13 protein-coding genes and 1 pseudogene are annotated in these 16,590 nt (G+C 47.0%); 11 read left to right on the top strand and 3 right to left on the bottom strand.

Features of this window, described 5'->3' with window-relative positions:
* Nucleotides 1-49: 49 nt before the first annotated feature.
* From HALA3H3_RS13615 to HALA3H3_RS13625, 3 genes are all read right to left on the bottom strand, one after another.
* Nucleotides 50-559 (bottom strand): hypothetical protein, encoded by a 510-nt coding sequence (locus HALA3H3_RS13615; protein WP_022522135.1) that lies wholly within the window; start codon nucleotides 557-559, stop codon nucleotides 50-52.
* A 135-nt stretch (nucleotides 560-694) separates the two neighbouring features.
* On the bottom strand, nucleotides 695-2,476 hold the full coding sequence (locus tag HALA3H3_RS13620) for a sodium:solute symporter family protein (RefSeq protein WP_009287414.1): 1,782 nt from the start codon (nucleotides 2,474-2,476) through the stop codon (nucleotides 695-697).
* Nucleotides 2,477-2,482: 6 nt separating this feature from the next.
* Nucleotides 2,483-2,743, bottom strand: a complete 261-nt coding sequence (locus tag HALA3H3_RS13625; RefSeq protein WP_007113808.1) for a DUF4212 domain-containing protein — start codon at nucleotides 2,741-2,743, stop codon at nucleotides 2,483-2,485.
* A gap of 709 nt (nucleotides 2,744-3,452) precedes the next feature.
* Here HALA3H3_RS13625 and HALA3H3_RS13630 point away from each other — a divergent pair.
* From HALA3H3_RS13630 to tnpA, 11 genes and pseudogenes are all read left to right on the top strand, one after another.
* Nucleotides 3,453-5,300 carry a DUF294 nucleotidyltransferase-like domain-containing protein gene (locus tag HALA3H3_RS13630; protein ID WP_022522136.1) on the top strand — a complete coding sequence of 616 codons (1,848 nt, stop codon included), beginning with the start codon at nucleotides 3,453-3,455 and terminating at the stop codon, nucleotides 5,298-5,300.
* 5 nt (nucleotides 5,301-5,305) lie between these two features.
* The gene (locus HALA3H3_RS13635) at nucleotides 5,306-5,959 is read left to right on the top strand and encodes a 3'-5' exonuclease family protein (RefSeq protein WP_053857193.1); all 654 of its coding nucleotides are present in this window, start codon (nucleotides 5,306-5,308) and stop codon (nucleotides 5,957-5,959) included.
* A 110-nt stretch (nucleotides 5,960-6,069) separates the two neighbouring features.
* Nucleotides 6,070-6,288: pseudogene (locus tag HALA3H3_RS13640) on the top strand (tRNA 2-thiocytidine(32) synthetase TtcA); the annotation flags it as partial.
* Between the two features lie 144 nt (nucleotides 6,289-6,432).
* The gene (locus HALA3H3_RS13645; protein WP_022522139.1) at nucleotides 6,433-7,701 is read left to right on the top strand and encodes a site-specific integrase; all 1,269 of its coding nucleotides are present in this window, start codon (nucleotides 6,433-6,435) and stop codon (nucleotides 7,699-7,701) included.
* Nucleotides 7,688-9,397, top strand: a complete 1,710-nt coding sequence (locus HALA3H3_RS13650) for a hypothetical protein (RefSeq protein ID WP_022522140.1) — start codon at nucleotides 7,688-7,690, stop codon at nucleotides 9,395-9,397. Before HALA3H3_RS13645 ends, HALA3H3_RS13650 begins: the two co-directional genes overlap by 14 nt.
* Nucleotides 9,387-11,669 (top strand): site-specific integrase, encoded by a 2,283-nt coding sequence (locus HALA3H3_RS13655; RefSeq protein WP_022522141.1) that lies wholly within the window; start codon nucleotides 9,387-9,389, stop codon nucleotides 11,667-11,669. The genes HALA3H3_RS13650 and HALA3H3_RS13655 overlap by 11 nt, the downstream gene beginning before the upstream one ends.
* Nucleotides 11,670-11,674: 5 nt before the next feature.
* On the top strand, nucleotides 11,675-12,085 hold the full coding sequence (locus HALA3H3_RS13660; protein ID WP_022522142.1) for a hypothetical protein: 411 nt from the start codon (nucleotides 11,675-11,677) through the stop codon (nucleotides 12,083-12,085).
* Nucleotides 12,078-12,515 carry a VPA1267 family protein gene (locus tag HALA3H3_RS13665; protein ID WP_022522143.1) on the top strand — a complete coding sequence of 146 codons (438 nt, stop codon included), beginning with the start codon at nucleotides 12,078-12,080 and terminating at the stop codon, nucleotides 12,513-12,515. Before HALA3H3_RS13660 ends, HALA3H3_RS13665 begins: the two co-directional genes overlap by 8 nt.
* Nucleotides 12,516-12,727: 212 nt before the next feature.
* Nucleotides 12,728-14,680 (top strand): AAA family ATPase, encoded by a 1,953-nt coding sequence (locus HALA3H3_RS13670; RefSeq protein ID WP_199105078.1) that lies wholly within the window; start codon nucleotides 12,728-12,730, stop codon nucleotides 14,678-14,680.
* A 456-nt stretch (nucleotides 14,681-15,136) separates the two neighbouring features.
* A complete protein-coding gene (locus HALA3H3_RS13675) occupies nucleotides 15,137-16,300 on the top strand; it encodes an MBL fold metallo-hydrolase (protein ID WP_022522145.1) in 1,164 nt (387 codons plus the stop codon).
* Between the two features lie 68 nt (nucleotides 16,301-16,368).
* Nucleotides 16,369-16,590, top strand: a 222-nt coding sequence (tnpA, locus tag HALA3H3_RS26155) for an IS66 family insertion sequence element accessory protein TnpA (protein ID WP_082116858.1), incomplete at its 3' end; no start/stop codon positions are given.

The raw sequence follows: 16,590 nt of genomic DNA on the forward strand, positions 1-16,590 counted from the left end.
GAAACAACGGGTCGTGTACGACCGTTTGTACCACGGGCTGTTTATTTGTCTAGGCGCATACGTTGTTGAGTAGCGGTGATGTTTCGCGCAGCGTGCGTATCTCTTCGAGGATAGGGTCGCGGGAGTCTTTATCCAGGGGCACTAGCTCACGGCTCTCGCAGTTGAGTAGATAGGGCTGGGTGATCAAAATATCGGTGTGATGGCGCTCAAACTGATAAAGGATAAATTCCGCTAAACGGGTGTCATCCTGCTCGGTAATACGGATGTTCTCGCTATCCACCATGCTGAATTTGGTGATCATCGGAATGGCAAAAGTCCATGGGCGCCATACCGCCGTGCTGCTTTCGGTTGAAATGACCGTGGCGGTCTCGGGCAGTTGTGCCTGCTTGTGGTCAAACCAGCTGTACTCCACCTGAACTTGATAACCCAGCATACCCAGTCCGCCACACACCGGGACTATCCATTTGGGTAAACGTTTGCCGCTCAAATTGCGCAGTATCAGGCCAATCCCGGCTGCCGCAAGGCCTGCAAAAACGGCGGCGATCAAGTGCCAAATCATAATTTATCCTTTCAAAAAGCCGTCTATAAAAGCTATCTATAAAAGCCATCGGGCCTCCCTAAGGAAGCCCGATGATGAGGTCGATTCCAAAGCGTTATCGCCGTATGGCGATAACGCATCAGGAAGGAGTATGACTTAGTGGTCTATCGCCATGCCAGCACCTTTCGGATAGCGAACGCTTTCCACCAGATCCTGAATTTCCTGCGGCGGTGCAGCTGTCACTCTGGAAACCGCAAAGGCAACGGCGAAGTTGATCATCGCGCCTACGGCACCGAAGGAGAGCGGCGAGATGCCAAAGATCCAGTTATCCGGCGTGTTTGCCAGCATATTGGTATCCGGCACGAAGAACCAGCCCAGGTAGGTAAAGATGTAAAGCAGGGTGCAAATCAAGCCCGCCAGCATACCGGCGACCGCGCCTGAGCTGTTCATCCGCGTGGAGAAGATACCCATCATCAGCGCGGGGAACAGTGATGCACCGGCGATACCAAAGGCTAATGCCACCGTTTGTGCTGCAAACCCCGGCGGATTAAGCCCCAGGTAAGTGGCCAACAGGATGGCACCACCCATGGAGATTCGCGCTGCCAACATCTCGCCTTTCTCGGTGATCTTGGGATTGATCATGGTCTTGATCAAGTCGTGGCTGATCGCCGACGAGATCGCCAGCAGCAAGCCTGCAGCTGTCGAGAGTGCTGCGGCGATACCACCCGCTGCAATCAAACCAATAACCCAGCCGGGAAGATTGGCAATTTCCGGGTTGGCGAGTACCAGTATGTCATTATTGACGGTTAGCTCGTTGCCTTCCCAGCCACGATCAGAGTAGTCGGCAGCATCATTATACATTTGGATACGGCCGTCATTGTTGAGATCGTTGAAGGTGATAAGGCCTGTTTCTTCCCATGTACGAACCCAATCAGGGCGTTCTTCGTACAGAATCGGGTTTTGCGCAGCCTCTTCGTAGTTTTCAACCTGCCCCGCCATCTCTGGGTACACGGTGGTCGCCAGATTCAGACGTGCCATTGAACCGACCGCAGGAGCCGTGAGGTAAAGCAGGGCAATGAACACCAGCGCCCAGCCAGCAGACCAGCGAGCATCGGCTACTTTCGGGACGGTGAAGAAGCGAATGATAACGTGGGGTAGACCGGCAGTACCGACCATCAGCGACAGGGTAAACAGCACCATGTTGAGTTTGTTGTCCACATCGGCGGTGTAGTCGCGGAAGCCAAGTGCGCTAACCACGTCATCCAATTTAGCCAGCAGCGGAATGCCGGATTCAGTATGCGTGCTGAACATACCGAACATCGGAATCGGGTTGCCGGTTAGTTGGAAGGCAATAAACACCGCAGGAATGGTGTAAGCGATGATTAGAACGATGTACTGGGCTACCTGGGTATAGGTAATGCCTTTCATACCACCAAATACGGCGTAGAGGAAAACGATCAGCGCGGCTAACCAAATACCCCAGGTGTTGCTGACTTCAAGGAAGCGAGAGAACGCTACGCCCGCACCGGTCATTTGACCGATAACGTAGGTAACCGACGCCACAATCAAGCAGACGATAGCCACTAAGCGAGCGGTGTTGCTGTAGAAGCGGTCGCCGATAAAGTCAGGCACGGTGAACTTACCAAACTTACGCAGGTAAGGTGCTAGCAGCATCGCGAGGATAACGTAGCCACCAGTCCAGCCCATCAGGAAAGTAGAGTTGGCGTAGCCGCCTGAGGCTAGCAGGCCCGCCATGGAAATGAACGATGCAGCTGACATCCAGTCCGCTGCGGTGGCCATGCCATTGGTGATCGGGTGAACCCCGCCCCCCGCGACATAGAAGTCTTTCGTTGAGCCGGCGCGCGCCCAAATCGCAATGCCTATATACAAGGCAAAAGAGGCGCCGACGAACAGTAAGTTAATTGCAAACTGGCTCATACCGGCTTACTCCCCAAGGCCAAATTTTTGATCGAGCTTGTTCATCTTCCAGGCATAGAAGAAGATCAGCACGATAAACGTTAGGATTGAGCCCTGTTGTGCAAACCAGAAGCCAAGATCGGTACCGCCAACCGGAATACCGGCGAGCAGCGGGCGAAAAAGGATAGCGCATCCGTAAGAAACAAATGCCCAAACAGCCAGGCATCCGAAAATTAAGCGGACGTTTGCTTTCCAGTATTCAGCAGCGTTGGTTTTGTCATCTGCCATTGTGTTGCTCTCCACTTGTGATTTTTAAGGTTGGGAAAGTTCACGAGGAATAGCGTGTGACCCATCAGGGCAATCGCACGTCTAAAGCCACCCTATCGATAGGAGTGGTGAGTCAGCTTCTGTTAGCACATCACCTTATTATTCGATATGAAATGTCGAGTTAGTTAGTGACGTGCGATTACCCTGCATGACTCATTGTTAATACTGGGCAATAAACGTCAAAAAATAAATCCCAGACTTTGGTATCAATAAACGACGAATTGGCTTTTGGTAAGATGCATGTTATTGAAAATACGAGTTTTTAGAGGCTGTTTAAGCGAATTTTTTAGGCGTTTGAAGAGCTATAGGACGATAGTCTAGTGAGCAAATAAAAGCAGTTATTGGCTACTTTAAATACATGTCCTGGGTTTTGCCGGAAGCACGGTTAGTAAGTGTCGATACTTTGGTCGTGTATCAAAAGTCGCTTCGACTTTAGCGTGATAGCTAAAGGTATAACAAGGTTATACTTGCTACTTGGGAAGTGAATCCTTTATACCCGTACAGCCACCTTCATATAATAATCGATAACATTTTTTTTGAAGCGCTGGTGTGGGCCAATTTATGTGGGCCAGTATCGAGTCACGACGTTTATTTATTTTTGCTTATGTCTGCTAGCGCGCCTTAAGACACAACCCGGTTAGTCGCAGCCCGTTTAATGAGGTTATACCCCATGGTCGATGTGGATCTATCCCAACTGCCGTTTACGCTCCTTGACGATGAGGGGCGTGACCACATTCGTCGTGGCATTGACCTGGCCTATTTTGATCGTGACGAAATCATTTTAGAGACTGGCCAAGCGGGTGAGTTCGTTTATCTGATCCATAAAGGCGAAGTGGCGGAAATCGATCCTACATTGCCCTCATCTACCGCGCGTATTGGTCACTACACGGCAGGGGACCTGTTTGGCGCGATCAGTATTCTCAACGGTAAAAGCCGCTACCGCTTTAAGGCTGAACAGGAGTGCCTGTGTTACCTAATGCCTAAAGCACTGTTTCAGCAGCTGTGTCGCCACTATCCTGATTTCAGCAGTTTTTTTCGCCAATCGCTGACCCATAAGGCGCGCCTGATGACCGAAAAGCGCGCCGAAGGTGGCGTCACCATGGCAGGCTTTATGCTGGCCAAGGTAAGCGAGTGCATGCGTGCGCCACTGCTGATGGCAGCGACGACCGATATCGCTAGCGCTGTAAAACAGCTCAACGAAAGTCACGCCGACAGCCTGCTGGTGTCGACCCAGGACGACACCCTCGGCATGGTGACCAAAACCGATCTGCTCAACGCCTTAGTGCTAAAGGGCAGCGCGGTAACATCATCGGTGGATAAGATCGCCCATTTTAACTTGGTGACCGTCGCACCGGATCAGTACTTATTTGAAGTATTGGTGCTGATGACCCGCCATAAAGTGGCGCGGGTGGTAGTGATGGAGCAAAACGTCTTGAAAGGCGTTGTAGAGCTCACCGACGTGCTTAGCTACTTCTCAAGCCGCAGCTATGTGGTGAGCCTGCAGATCGAGCAGGCGACCAACTTAGAGGCGCTTTCGGCTGCCAGTCAGCGCACCCCGGAGCTGGTCAAAGCGCTGATGGCCCAGGGCGTTAAGCTGCGCTTTGCGATGGATCTGCTTGCGGCACTAAACGGCCGTATTATTAGCAAGGCCTGGGAGTTCACTGTCGATAAGCGCTATCACGAGCAGAGCTGCATGATGGTGATGGGCAGCGAAGGGCGCGGTGAGCAGATTCTAAAAACGGATCAGGATAACGGCTTGATTCTTGCCGATGAAACCCAGTGGCCTGATCTTGCCAGCCATATGCAAACGCTCACCGATACCCTGATTCAGCTTGGTTACCCGCCGTGCCCCGGCAACATTATGGTGTCTAACCCCGAGTGGGTGGCCACGGTATCCCAATGGAAAGGTAATATTGCCAAGTGGGCCAGGGAGCGTGATGGCGATAGCCTGATGAAGCTGGCCATTATGCTCGATGCTCATGGCGTGGCGGGCAACCCGAGCTTGCTTGAGAGCGTGCGCGATGAGCTGTTTGAACGCTGCTCGGGCGATGAGCTGCTGCTTTCCTATTTTGCCCGCACGGCGCTGCGCTTTTCGACGCCGCTGACGCTGTTTGGTTCGCTGAAAAAGCCTCAGCACGGTATCGATATCAAGAAAGGCGGTATTTTCCCTATCGTGCACGGTGTCCGCACCATGGCGCTTGAGCGGCGCATCAAAGCCACCTCGACGTTTGATCGCTTGGATGCCCTGGCTACTGACGGGCGGTTGGATCGCCGTTTTGCCGATGACCTGGGCGAAGCGTTGGCGCTCTTTTCTGAGCTGCGCCTCAAGCAGCAGCTAAGTACGCTGGAAACTTCTGCGGATGCGAAAGAAACTAACGCCCAAAGCAGCAGACGCGCTAACCGTGTCGTGGTGCAGAACCTCTCTTCCCTGGAGCGCGACCTACTGCGCGAAGCGATGCATATTGTCAAAGACTTTAAGCAGCGGCTTTCCCACCGTTACCATTTGGAGTATTCGTGAGCGGAATGCGGCTGTTAGATCGACATGTGACGCTATTTAGCGGCTCGCTGCGCACCTTGTTAAGGCGTGAAAGTGACCGGCGTCGTTGTGCAGACTCCCCCTATGCCTGGCTGTTTCAGCCCTATATGGGCGAAGAGCTGGTGGCGCTCGCCTGCACCGCAACGCCCACGCAATCATCACCTGTGATCAGCGTGGCGGCAGTGGTGCTGAGCCATCAGCAGGTGCATACCAGTCGTGCTTTTGTGATCACCCTTGGTAGCGCAAAGCAGCCCGAGAGCGCAACGCTGCGCCGTCATCACTTGCTGTGCGAGGCGGGGGAGATACTGCCACCAAACAGTGATAACTTGAGCGCGCTAGTAGAATTTATCGGCAATCGGCCCATCGTTGGCTGGCAGTTAGAGAAGCGCATTGGAGCATTGAATGCACTGCTCAGTAAGCGGCTGAATTTTGCCCTGCCCAACGCCCAGGTCGATGTGGCAAAACTGCATCAGCGCCAACTGCGCCGTTTGCACCCGGAGGTCGAAGCGCCCAGCAGCTTCGCCCAGGCGTTGGCGTGCTGGCAAGTACCCATCACGGGCATGCAGAGTGTGCTTGGAGAGGCCACCGCCAGCGCACTGCTGTATATGCGCCTGCAGCGTATTATGGCGCAGGCTGCTTAGGGAGGAGCGACGAGTAGTTGGGTCAAGGCGAAGAGTGTTGTTAGAATAGCGCCCAATTATTTCTTTGTAGCGCCTCTTCTCTTCACCATACCCTCGGCAGTGCTTATACCATGCAATCTCTTGATCACTTTGATCCTGCTCACCTTGATACGGTTGGAGCCACCCCAGCTGACGCTGAGCACGACCAGCCTGAGCTGGCTGATGCGAAGCAGAAGCGTGAATTTAACAAGCTGCAAAAGCGTCTGCGCCGAGAAGTGGGCAATGCGATTATTGATTACCAAATGATCAATGAAGGTGATCGCGTAATGGTCTGCCTCTCCGGCGGAAAATTATAGGCCATATATTTTTTGTAAAGTTAGTTCCTGCCTCTTCATCTCCCAAAAGCCCGTTTTTCGGCCTTTCTCAAGAGTTTTTATTGACAAAGACTTGTCTGAGTAATAGATTTTTGTAATCTGCTTATAGGATTACATATTTTGTCAAGGATTAGGCTTAAAAAATATCTTTATGGTGGCATCCAATTCGTATCAATTGTAGACGAGAACGATTGTCCTTTAGACGTCTATGCGGCAGCTTACATAAATAGCGTATTATCTCGAAAGGCGTTTAATACAACTGTGAGATACTCAAACGAACTATTGTTTGCGCTTTGTTATTTCACTAACCGCTCGATAGATCTGACCGCCCGAGTAGCAAACGGCAGGTTAGTTTCATACCCAGAGTATTTAAGTTTTTTTGATTTTTGCCACCATCAAAAAAGCGCCCCACTTGAGCCAAACGTAATACCTTTTCTAGGTGTCGAGGATAAGCATCTGCGGAATGCTATGACAGCCAACCTCCGGGCTTTCTCAAAGGTATCTCCAGAAACTATTCAGGGTCGAGTACGTCGGCTCAGGCAATATCTAGAGTGGCTATTTGATGAATTTCACGGTGGAAAGGTAGTTACTGACGAAGTCGAGGATCGCTTTCATAAATTGATCTCAAAATTAAAACTTGATGAGCAATCGTTTGGCCGAAATTCGGATTTCAATCCTGTCTCAACTACCGATTCGGTAATACCTGACAGCGTATTCGAAAGCCTACAAGAGATGATCCTTCCTAAGTCTAAGCACAATCCCTTTAAGTCTTCCAAAGTAAGAAACTATCTGATTGTTTCACTGCTTGAGCAGACGGGCATCCGGCGCGGGGCGCTCGCAAAACTTAAGATATCAGATTGCCGGTTTCATGGTAGCTATGACCGAATATCTATCTATCGTTCGCGTGGCGCGGATGTTACCGATCCTCGACTAGAAAAGCCAAATCAAAAGACTCGTTCCCATGAAGCTATTGTTAACCGCAGCCTAATGGAGCAGATTAAATTCTACATAGATCATATCAGACCACAGTTTAACCAATGCAATACTCATGATTTTATTTTTGTAAGTGAAAAAAATTCAAAAGGTACAGCCGGGCTACCTATTTCTCTGAAAACGATCAATAATATTTTTAATAAATTATCAAATTCTCTTAATTTTCAGGTGCATCCACATTTACTACGCCATAAGTGGAATGAAAAGTTCGACGCCGCAGGTGAAGAACAGAACGTTGAGCGTCCTCTTTTAGAGGATATGAGGAGGAACGCCATGGGATGGTCGCCCAACTCAACTATGGGGCAAACTTACAATGACAAGGCAATTCAGCGACACACTGTAGAAATGATGCGGAAGCACCAAGAACTGGTGGAGCAGAAAAATGAGGGAAAATAATGATGCAACGATAAAGGGAAATAAGTCATTTCCCTTTTTTGACGAGGCCAATACTGCTGGCAATGAGATTCCAGAATATATTATTGTGAAATCAGGCTTAAAAGTAAGAGTCGCCGATGCTGAATGGTTGCTTTTGCAAAATAAAGGTAAGGGTAACTTAATTAAACTAGCCTGGTTAAGGTCCGGCGAGTTGTCAAATAAGGAGATTGAGCTGGCATTACTTGTTTTTATTCACTATGTGATTAATAAGTCAGCATCAACTGCATACACAGTGGTAATAGGTGTCAGACCGGTTATACAATCAGGATTTCCCTCAATTGAAGATTTAATGATTGCGTGGAGTAGTCTAGGTTTAAATAAAAAGAAAGCTACTAATCAATTCTTTGGTACCTTGGTAAGGCTTGGATACCGAGAGTTTGAGAAATTTCACCAGTTTACTTCAAGCAATCTTGATACAAAGGTGATTGATCCTTTGAATCCTTTTAAAGGGAGGTTGAGCGAATTAGAATTTGATTCAGTGGTTCAGAATTTAAACCAAGAAATAGCTAGTATCGATTTTAGTATTGATAGAGATTATGATTTTTTCGACAGGCTGGGGAATGCTGGTTTTTTTTCATTTGGCATATTGAGAAATCTGGTAAGTGTAAGATTGTTAATAGCAATCCTGCGTCGCCCAATTCAAGTTGCAATGCTAAAATGGAGTGACTTAATTCCAGTAGGAAGCTCGTTCAACGACAAATTAATAACAGGTTGTAATGAGATTTTAAATATAGGAACTGCCGCGCTTCAATTAAGATTATATCGGGTCAAAAGTAACGTAAAAGAAGCTTGGTACCGATCTACGCCAGAAAGATATCCTATGGCTTTGAGCGAAGACCTATCCCTTCTTATATATAACTATAAATTGATTTATGCTAAAGGATTAAATCTAGCGCTTTTAAAATCTGGAATCGATCTTGCTAAAGAAGAAGTTATAGAAATAATGGAAAATATGCCTGTATTTATTTCAAAGGATTTCTTTTGTTTAAGGTTAAATGATGTAGCTAGTTATAAAGCGTTATTTACACAACATTCTTCTCTTTATCACCTGGGCGAACAAACAATTATTCAAAGACTAAAAAGCCTTAAAGGAATCTCAGACCGTACTAGTAATCTTTCCGTAACATCGAATCGACTTCGGCACACAGCGTTAACACGCGGAGCAGAGAAAGGGCTCGATTCTGCACAGCTCAGTAGATTAACAGGCGTAACTGAGCCAGCAGCAAGGCATTACGTTGATCTTGATTATCAGTCGAGACGTTTGATTGATGAAAACTATCTTGCTAATCAGTTTTTAAAAAACGCGTTTGCTGTACCTGTTCGAAGCTTAGATAAAAATGATGAAGTTATTTTGGGGTCAAATTTTGAAAAAATAGGTGGAGTGAAAGATATTAAAGCTTGTAGCCAGTGTAAGACCAAATTGGGCAGACCGATTGGTTGTTATGGGTGTCCGAGTTTTAGACCTCTTTTAGATGCTGATCATCGTACGGTACTTGACCAAGCAAATGCAAAATTGTCAGCTAACATAGTCCATCTGCCATCTTCAGTTATAAATCGGTCAGTTGAAAAGCTTGAGCGCCAAATTGACAAAATAAAAATAACTATTGCGCTATGTGATGAGCTAATTAACCAACAAGACAGAATAAATGATCAATAAATATCTGAATAATCTAGAGGCTTTAGTTTCAAAATATGAATCTAAAAGTTTTCCTCAGCTTGAAGGGCCAGGTGGTAAAGAAGCGACACTGGACGATCTTGTTTGGTATTATATTGATCCAAAAACCGGAAGAAAAACTCGTTATCTCTGTACCATTTTCAATGGTAAGAAATTAAAATCTGATCGCTCTGTAACATCAGAATACTCTCTTCCAAAGCCCTATAATCATCTACTAAAAATATATATTATTGAAATTTTAGCTGGTGGTTCTTCAGCGGTTGATTGTCAGGCAAAAGTAATAACAGCTCGGGCGATGCTCTCAGAAATAAAATATACACTAGATGACATTCCAGCGCAGAGATGGAATCAAAGAAAAAGTGTTTCTTTCTGGCGGTTTTGTAAAAAGTATAATTTGTTAGGCGGATACGATAATCCAAAATATAAAGTAGACTATCGTGATAGGACAGGCGATGAAATTAATGATCGACGCGTTAAACTTTTACCAGATGAGGAGGTGATAGTAGCACTTGGACAAATCTTTGTTAATACTTTTCGGGATGTTGACTCCGAAGGTAGGGTTATGAATGGTGGTTCAGTTGATATATCCGACGCCGTAACCTGTACGTTTGCTGTTTTGTCACTTTCCGCACCAAACCGGATGAGTGCGGAAATATCAGTTCTTAATAAACAAAAGCTTAAAAGCTATTCGGAATCTGCTGGAAAGCCTGTTTTCTATTTGGATTGGCAAGGAAGTAAGGGCTATAAAAATAATAAAAATCATATCCTTGAAGCATTGTCCGATAATGTCTCTAGAGCAATAAATTTTTTTAATCATTACTGTGAGCCTTATCGAGTAATTTCTCGATATTATGAAAATCCTGCCCAAGGCTGGAAAGAGATAATTGAAGGCGTCGAGGTAGAAAGTATAAGGTGTAATAGAGTAGTGTTAAATAACAAGCCAAATTTATTTACCTTGGCATATGCTCTTGGTTTTTATAATATTGATGAAAAAGTATTAGTTATTAAGGAATTAGAAAAAGCAAAATTAAAGCGACAGAATTCCGGTAATTTAAGTTTGGAAATGTATTTGGAAAAACCAATTTATGATCTTGATAGCTCTGATGTTTTTTATTCTCCTGGATTTGTTAAAACTAAAGTTTGGGATATTTTATTTGGTACAACAATTAGTTATTTAACTGTAAAAGATTTTCCAGACTTTGTTACGTTAAAGGAGCTCGAAGAACATTGGTTTGATCATTTTAAAACTGTGATTTCTCCGTCATTTCCTTATGCATTTAGTGCTAGCGAAAACTATACATTTTATTCGGATCTGTTGTTTTGTTTACCAAAGTGTGTTTTAAACAAAGCATCTGTTGGAGGTAAAATATATAGTAAGTCATTTTTCGCATTGAATTCGCCTGCAAGTATTTCGAGTCATCTGTTAAATCGTCTTAATAGTCGTGTTTCAGAGAAAACAACACGTCCTAATTTGTTCGAGCAACACGGGTATGGGAAAGAAATGAGAATTAGGCCGCATCAGTTTAGACACTTTGCCAATACAATGGCTCATCTCAGCGATATTCCTATTGAAATAATTACCGCATGGTCTGGAAGAAAAGATGTTAATCAAACATTTGAATATATTCATACTACTGAGCATGAGGAGTCTGAGCGAATAAGCTCTGTGCTCAATTTCTCAAATGACAAAGACTCAGATATCCGTATAATCACAAGTAAGGACTTGACAGAGACTACTAACCTGCCTGCTTCCGTGACATCAACTGGCGTATGTGTTCAAGAGCTAAATGTTTCCCCTTGTGAATATTTAAACGATTTTGTTAGTCAGTGCTTTATGTGTTCTTCCGCTTGTCATATTGCAGGAGATCAAAAAGCGATTGATCTTTTTGAAAAAGACTTTGTTTACCAAAAGGCTCGGCTGGATCAGGTGAGCAATGATTCTAGAGTCAAAGTTTCAAAAGCAATGCAAGACTGGGTTGTGATACACCACCGTAATACAGAAGTACTTAAATCTTTGATCCTGCTTATGAAAGAGTACCCTGTTGGTTCTATCATTCGTTTTTCCCAAAGGGTTAGTGAGTTCAAAGTGACGGATCTGAGTACCAAAAAAGTAGAAACAATAAGGTTTGCGTTGCCTGATTCAAATAGTGGAATGAAAAGCCTTCAGTCCACTGAAACCAGTCACGTCGATCTTGGTGCTGAGAATAGCGATTTGAATAATTTGCTATCCAACTTTGGTTTGTCAGAGGAATAAATTCAATGGCCTTGCCAAAAATAAGCTCTCAGGAACAACGCAAAATTGAAGTTCTCATTCATAAGTGGAAAGGGAAGCTTACCTGGGCGACATTGGTTGAGCGAGCCGAGCTGGAACTGGGGATAAGGGTTACTCGCCAGACACTCTGCACCTATACGGGTATCTTACACGCTTATAAAGATAAGAAAAATCAGCTACGCGGTGTTCCCTCGTCAATGCCCGAAGAAGTCACTGTGGAGAGTGCAAGCCTTGCTCGGCAAATTGAAAACCTAAAAGCAGAGATAGTCATTTTTGAACGCAAAAACAATGAGCAACTGAGGTTGATCGAACGCATTTTATCTAACGCTAGAGAAATACCAAACTTGGATTTACGTACCCTAATCAAGAAACGCCCTGAAGAGATGAACAATGGCTAGTGGTCAGCAATTAGCAAAACACAATCTTGAGCAGTTTCGAACTTGGCGAGCCACTCAGACTGACGAAGATTTTCTACAAATTATCCACCTCGGTCGGTTGAAGCGCGTGGAAATTGCTAAGGCAATTGGTTGTGGTAAAAGTGCGCTAACTCAGAATCCTGGTTTGCGTGCTGAAATCGATGCTCTTGAATCGGAATTACGGAATCGGAGTATCCTTCCACCAGTAGTAGAGGCCGCCCATACACCAACCGATCAGTCTCGGGAATACAATATTTCGGCAACACGTCTAACGCGCAATGATCATCGTTCCGCCCGACTTGAGCAGGAGAATATAGAACTCAAAGCCCGAATTAGAGAGCTAGAGCGCCGCCTAGCCCGCTTTGGCGAGCTATCCGAGACGTTAGCCGAAATGGGGGTGATGCCGCGCTGATGAATACGCTCTGCCCATTTGATACTGATTTCTTGCGAGTTACTAGCATTCCATATGCAACGGATAGATATGTCATTTTCAGCGGTGTCCCAGTTCGCAACTCCTCTCCGTTAGTCAGTAGCGTAAAATACGTCATTACGATCAAATCCGATTTGTCAGCTCTCCCTGTCGCACCGTCAATAGGTCAGCATTGGAAGGTTACTGGGTCGTACGTGATCGACACTCTGCAGAATGGTGCTTATTCGTTCAGACGCCACACCTATGATGCGCCAAAACAGCTTGCTTGTACCTTGCCGCAAGACGGCGAGCAGTTGATTCAATTTATCGCTAAAGAAGAATACTTTAAGGGCATCGGAGAGCAGAAAGCCCGCTTGCTCTGGCATGCATTGGGCGAACACTTTCATATGACCGTGAGCAAGGATACACCAGAGTCTCGAAATAAATTACTGAAGCTACTGAGCCCTGATTCTGTCAATGCACTGTTTGAAGGATATGCCAAGTATGCAAACCTCTCTGCCTGTAATTGGATGTCCGAGCACGCCATACCGGCGCCAGTTCAGCAACGGCTTTTAAAATTTCATCACGAGCGTTCCATTGAAATAATCCAAGAGAATCCCTATGTGCTTATGGGTTTCGGCATGTCCTTCCAGGAAGTGGACTCTCTCAACTTCACTATCACAGATGAAGACCCTAGACGTCTGATTGCTGCTGTTGAGATGGCGATAAGGAAGGACGTCGAAAAAGGCCATACCTACACGACTCAAAGCCGAATTCGCCCGTATGTCAGTAAGGCGCTTGGCACTTCAAAGCTTGCGTCTCGGGCTTTTGAAGTCGGTCATCAAAAGGCCCAGTTCGTGCTGAACCAGGAAGCTGATACCTACCATCCAACGGCGCAGTTCTTGATGGAGTCAGTTGTAGCAAAGCGACTAAGAAAGTTAGCTGCTCAAATCGATTTATATGACCAGGATGCCGACCAAGCCTGCAGAACCTCATTAGCCGAGATGCCTTATGAATTGACGCAGCGTCAAGTTCAGGCCATTGCGATCTCTCTGGATAATGCTGTTAGTTGCATCACAGGCGGTGCAGGAACGGGGAAGACCACTGTGCTCCGCACAACGCTTAGTGCCTTCAAAGCTCTCGGCTACGAGATACACGCCGTTGCCCTATCAGGCCGGGCAGCGATGCGCCTGCAGGAGTCGATTGGTTTCCAAACAAGGACTATTGCCGGGCTGCTACGGCAAGCACCTGTTGAGCCCACTAGTGCTCAACCTCTGCACCTGCTCGTAATAGATGAAGCCAGCATGGTCGATTTACCCACCATGTATCGTCTAGTCACTCACCTCAGCCCTGATATTCGGATCATTTTCACGGGTGATCCTGTTCAGTTACCACCAATTGGTTGCGGTAAAGTTCTTTCAGATATTGTTGCATCGGGCCTGATTGCTAACACAACGTTAGATATTGTGAAACGCCAAGTGGAGTCGACGGGCATCCCTGAATATTCGCAAATGATTAACGAGGGTATCGTTCCTAAGCAGCTGTCTATGGGTGCAGTCTTTTTTCACGAGACACCCCAAAACAACATTGCCGAACAATGTACTGCGCTGTTTGCAGAGGCTCCAGACGGTAGCCGCATCGTCGGCGCAACTAAAGCGCTCGTAGCTGATATTAATCAGCGCGTACAGGCAGCGGTGAATTCAAGCGGACAGCGTATGGAATTTGAGCTGCAAGGTGACCGTTTTTTCCGCGAAATTCGCTGTGGCGACTCTGTGTTATTTACGGAGAATAATTACGACTCAGGTATCCAGAATGGGTCATTGGGTACTTTAATTTCGTCCGAGTCCGAGGCTACAGGAAAATATTTCGGCGTGGTGCGATTGGATGTCGGCAGCGAGATTGTGTTAACTCAGGCTATCCAGGAATCAATGGAGCTCGGCTATTGCATTACACTTCACAAAGCACAAGGATCGCAATTTCCGCGTGTGATTATTGCCCTTAGGCCTGGGAGAATAGTGGATAGAGCATGGCTTTATACCGCGATTACACGCGCTGAGTCGGAGGTGCATATCGTTGGCACGGCTCGTGACTTAGCAACGATTACTCATAAACCCAGCTTTTCCCACCAAAGACTGAGCTATCTAGAACAACTTTTGGCGAAGGAATGAGGAGAAACTCCTATTTTTCAATGCTTGCACCTCAAACCCCAACCAAAATCACCTCCGCCTGCCCATCCAACTGTTCCTTCACTGACTGCCATTCCGGCATAAAACTGTATTGGTGCCAGGCAGGTTTGTCGATGGGTGCACGAATCATCTTCAAGTAAGTAACTTAATGCAGGTTTAACGAACGGTCTCCAACAAAAACTCTTTCAGGTGCAAAAAGTAAAGCACCGAGGCTTCCTCAATATCTCAGTCCCCGCCAAGTATTCAGGTGCCGTTCAGTGATCCACCGAACAGACTAACGTTTTTTGTGAGATTAACGTCGATTACGTTTCACTGTGGTTGCAGTGGCCAAATCGTTCTATCTTAAATGTTAGTTGACAACGAGGAAGCACACGCGTTTTACGTAAAAATATTGGACGATTGGGCAATGACACCCCCCATCTTTTAAAGGAGGTAGCGATGCTTATTTTCGAGTATTTTTTTACAAGTGGCCTAGCACAGATTTCCTATCTGGTTGGTGACAGCAAGGCGGCAGTGGCCGCGGTAATCGACCCTCGTCGAGATATTGATATCTACTTGCAGATGGCAAAAGAGCAAGGCCTGCGAATTGCCTATGTCATCGAAACGCACATTCATGCAGAGTTTGTATCCGGTGCTCAATCACTGGCGAACCGCACTGGTGCGCAGGTTATTGGTGGCCGCTCCGATGAATACCGGTTCGACCTTCGCCATGTCAGCGATGGTGAGGTATTGGAACTCGGCCAGGTAAGGCTGCAGATCATGCATTCGCCGAGCCATACGCCTGAACACATTTCTCTTCAGCTGTTCGATACGCAGCAAGGCAGTGACCCCATCGCATTATTCACTGGCGACACGTTGTTCAACCTGGATGTTGGGCGCCCTGATTTGCTTGGAGAGGGCAGTGAACGAAAGCTGGCCAGTGAGCTATTTCACACTCTCTTTGATCGTTATCTGCCGCTGGGCGATCGGATAGAAATATATTCCTTTCATGGGGCCGGTTCGGCGGGCGGTAAGTCGATAGGTGACAGGCATCAATCTACGCTTGGCAACGAACGGCTTTTTAATTCTGTACTGCAGGAAAAGAGTAGCGAAGAGGCGTTTATTGACACGCTGCTTGCCGATATGCCGGAACCGCCACGACACTATGCGCGCTTGAAGAAGCTGAACGTCGGTGCCATCGAACAGTGGGAAAGCCTATCGCTGGCCCCGCCGCTGTCGCCTGATGACTTTCAATCACTTGCTGGCAACGCCAACATGCAGGTCGTAGACATTCGCTCAATACTGGCATTTGGCGGTGGCCATGTGCCAGGGGCTATCAACATCGCGTTACGTAACGAGTTTGTCAGTTGGGCGGGATGGATGCTCTATGACTCCCGCCCAATTTTGCTGGTGGGCGAGTCGACAGAAGATGTCCATCAAGCCATTACCCAGCTCTACCGCATCGGCCTGGATGACATTCGTGGCTACCTGCACAATGGTATAACGGATTGGCAGAATGCGGCACTACCCCTGAGCAGGTTGCAGGAGTGGACCGTCCACGAGCTGAACGCTCGGCGTGAAGAGCCCGATGTTCAGGTGCTTGATGGTAAGCGTTCATTCTAAGACGTCCTGCCGCCCGGCTGACATTCGCCCTACAGTAACCTCACATTTGCCCACACGAGGTTACCCCCATGAGAAAGCACCGCACCCCGGAACAGTGGCAGGCCCTGGTTGACCAGCATCGTGACAGTGGTCTGTCAGCTTCGCAGTTTTGTAAACAAGAGAACATTGGCTATTCCAGCTTCTGCAACTGGCGAAAGCGCCTGTCCGATCAGCCGACCGATAATTCGACAGACTCTGGAGAAGCCAGCTTTCTCGATTTGTCGTCACTGATGGGCACGTCGCCATCATCC

Origin of the sequence: Halomonas sp. A3H3, from assembly GCF_000982975.1 — a bacterium.
Classification (GTDB): Bacteria; Pseudomonadota; Gammaproteobacteria; order Pseudomonadales; family Halomonadaceae; genus Vreelandella; species Vreelandella titanicae.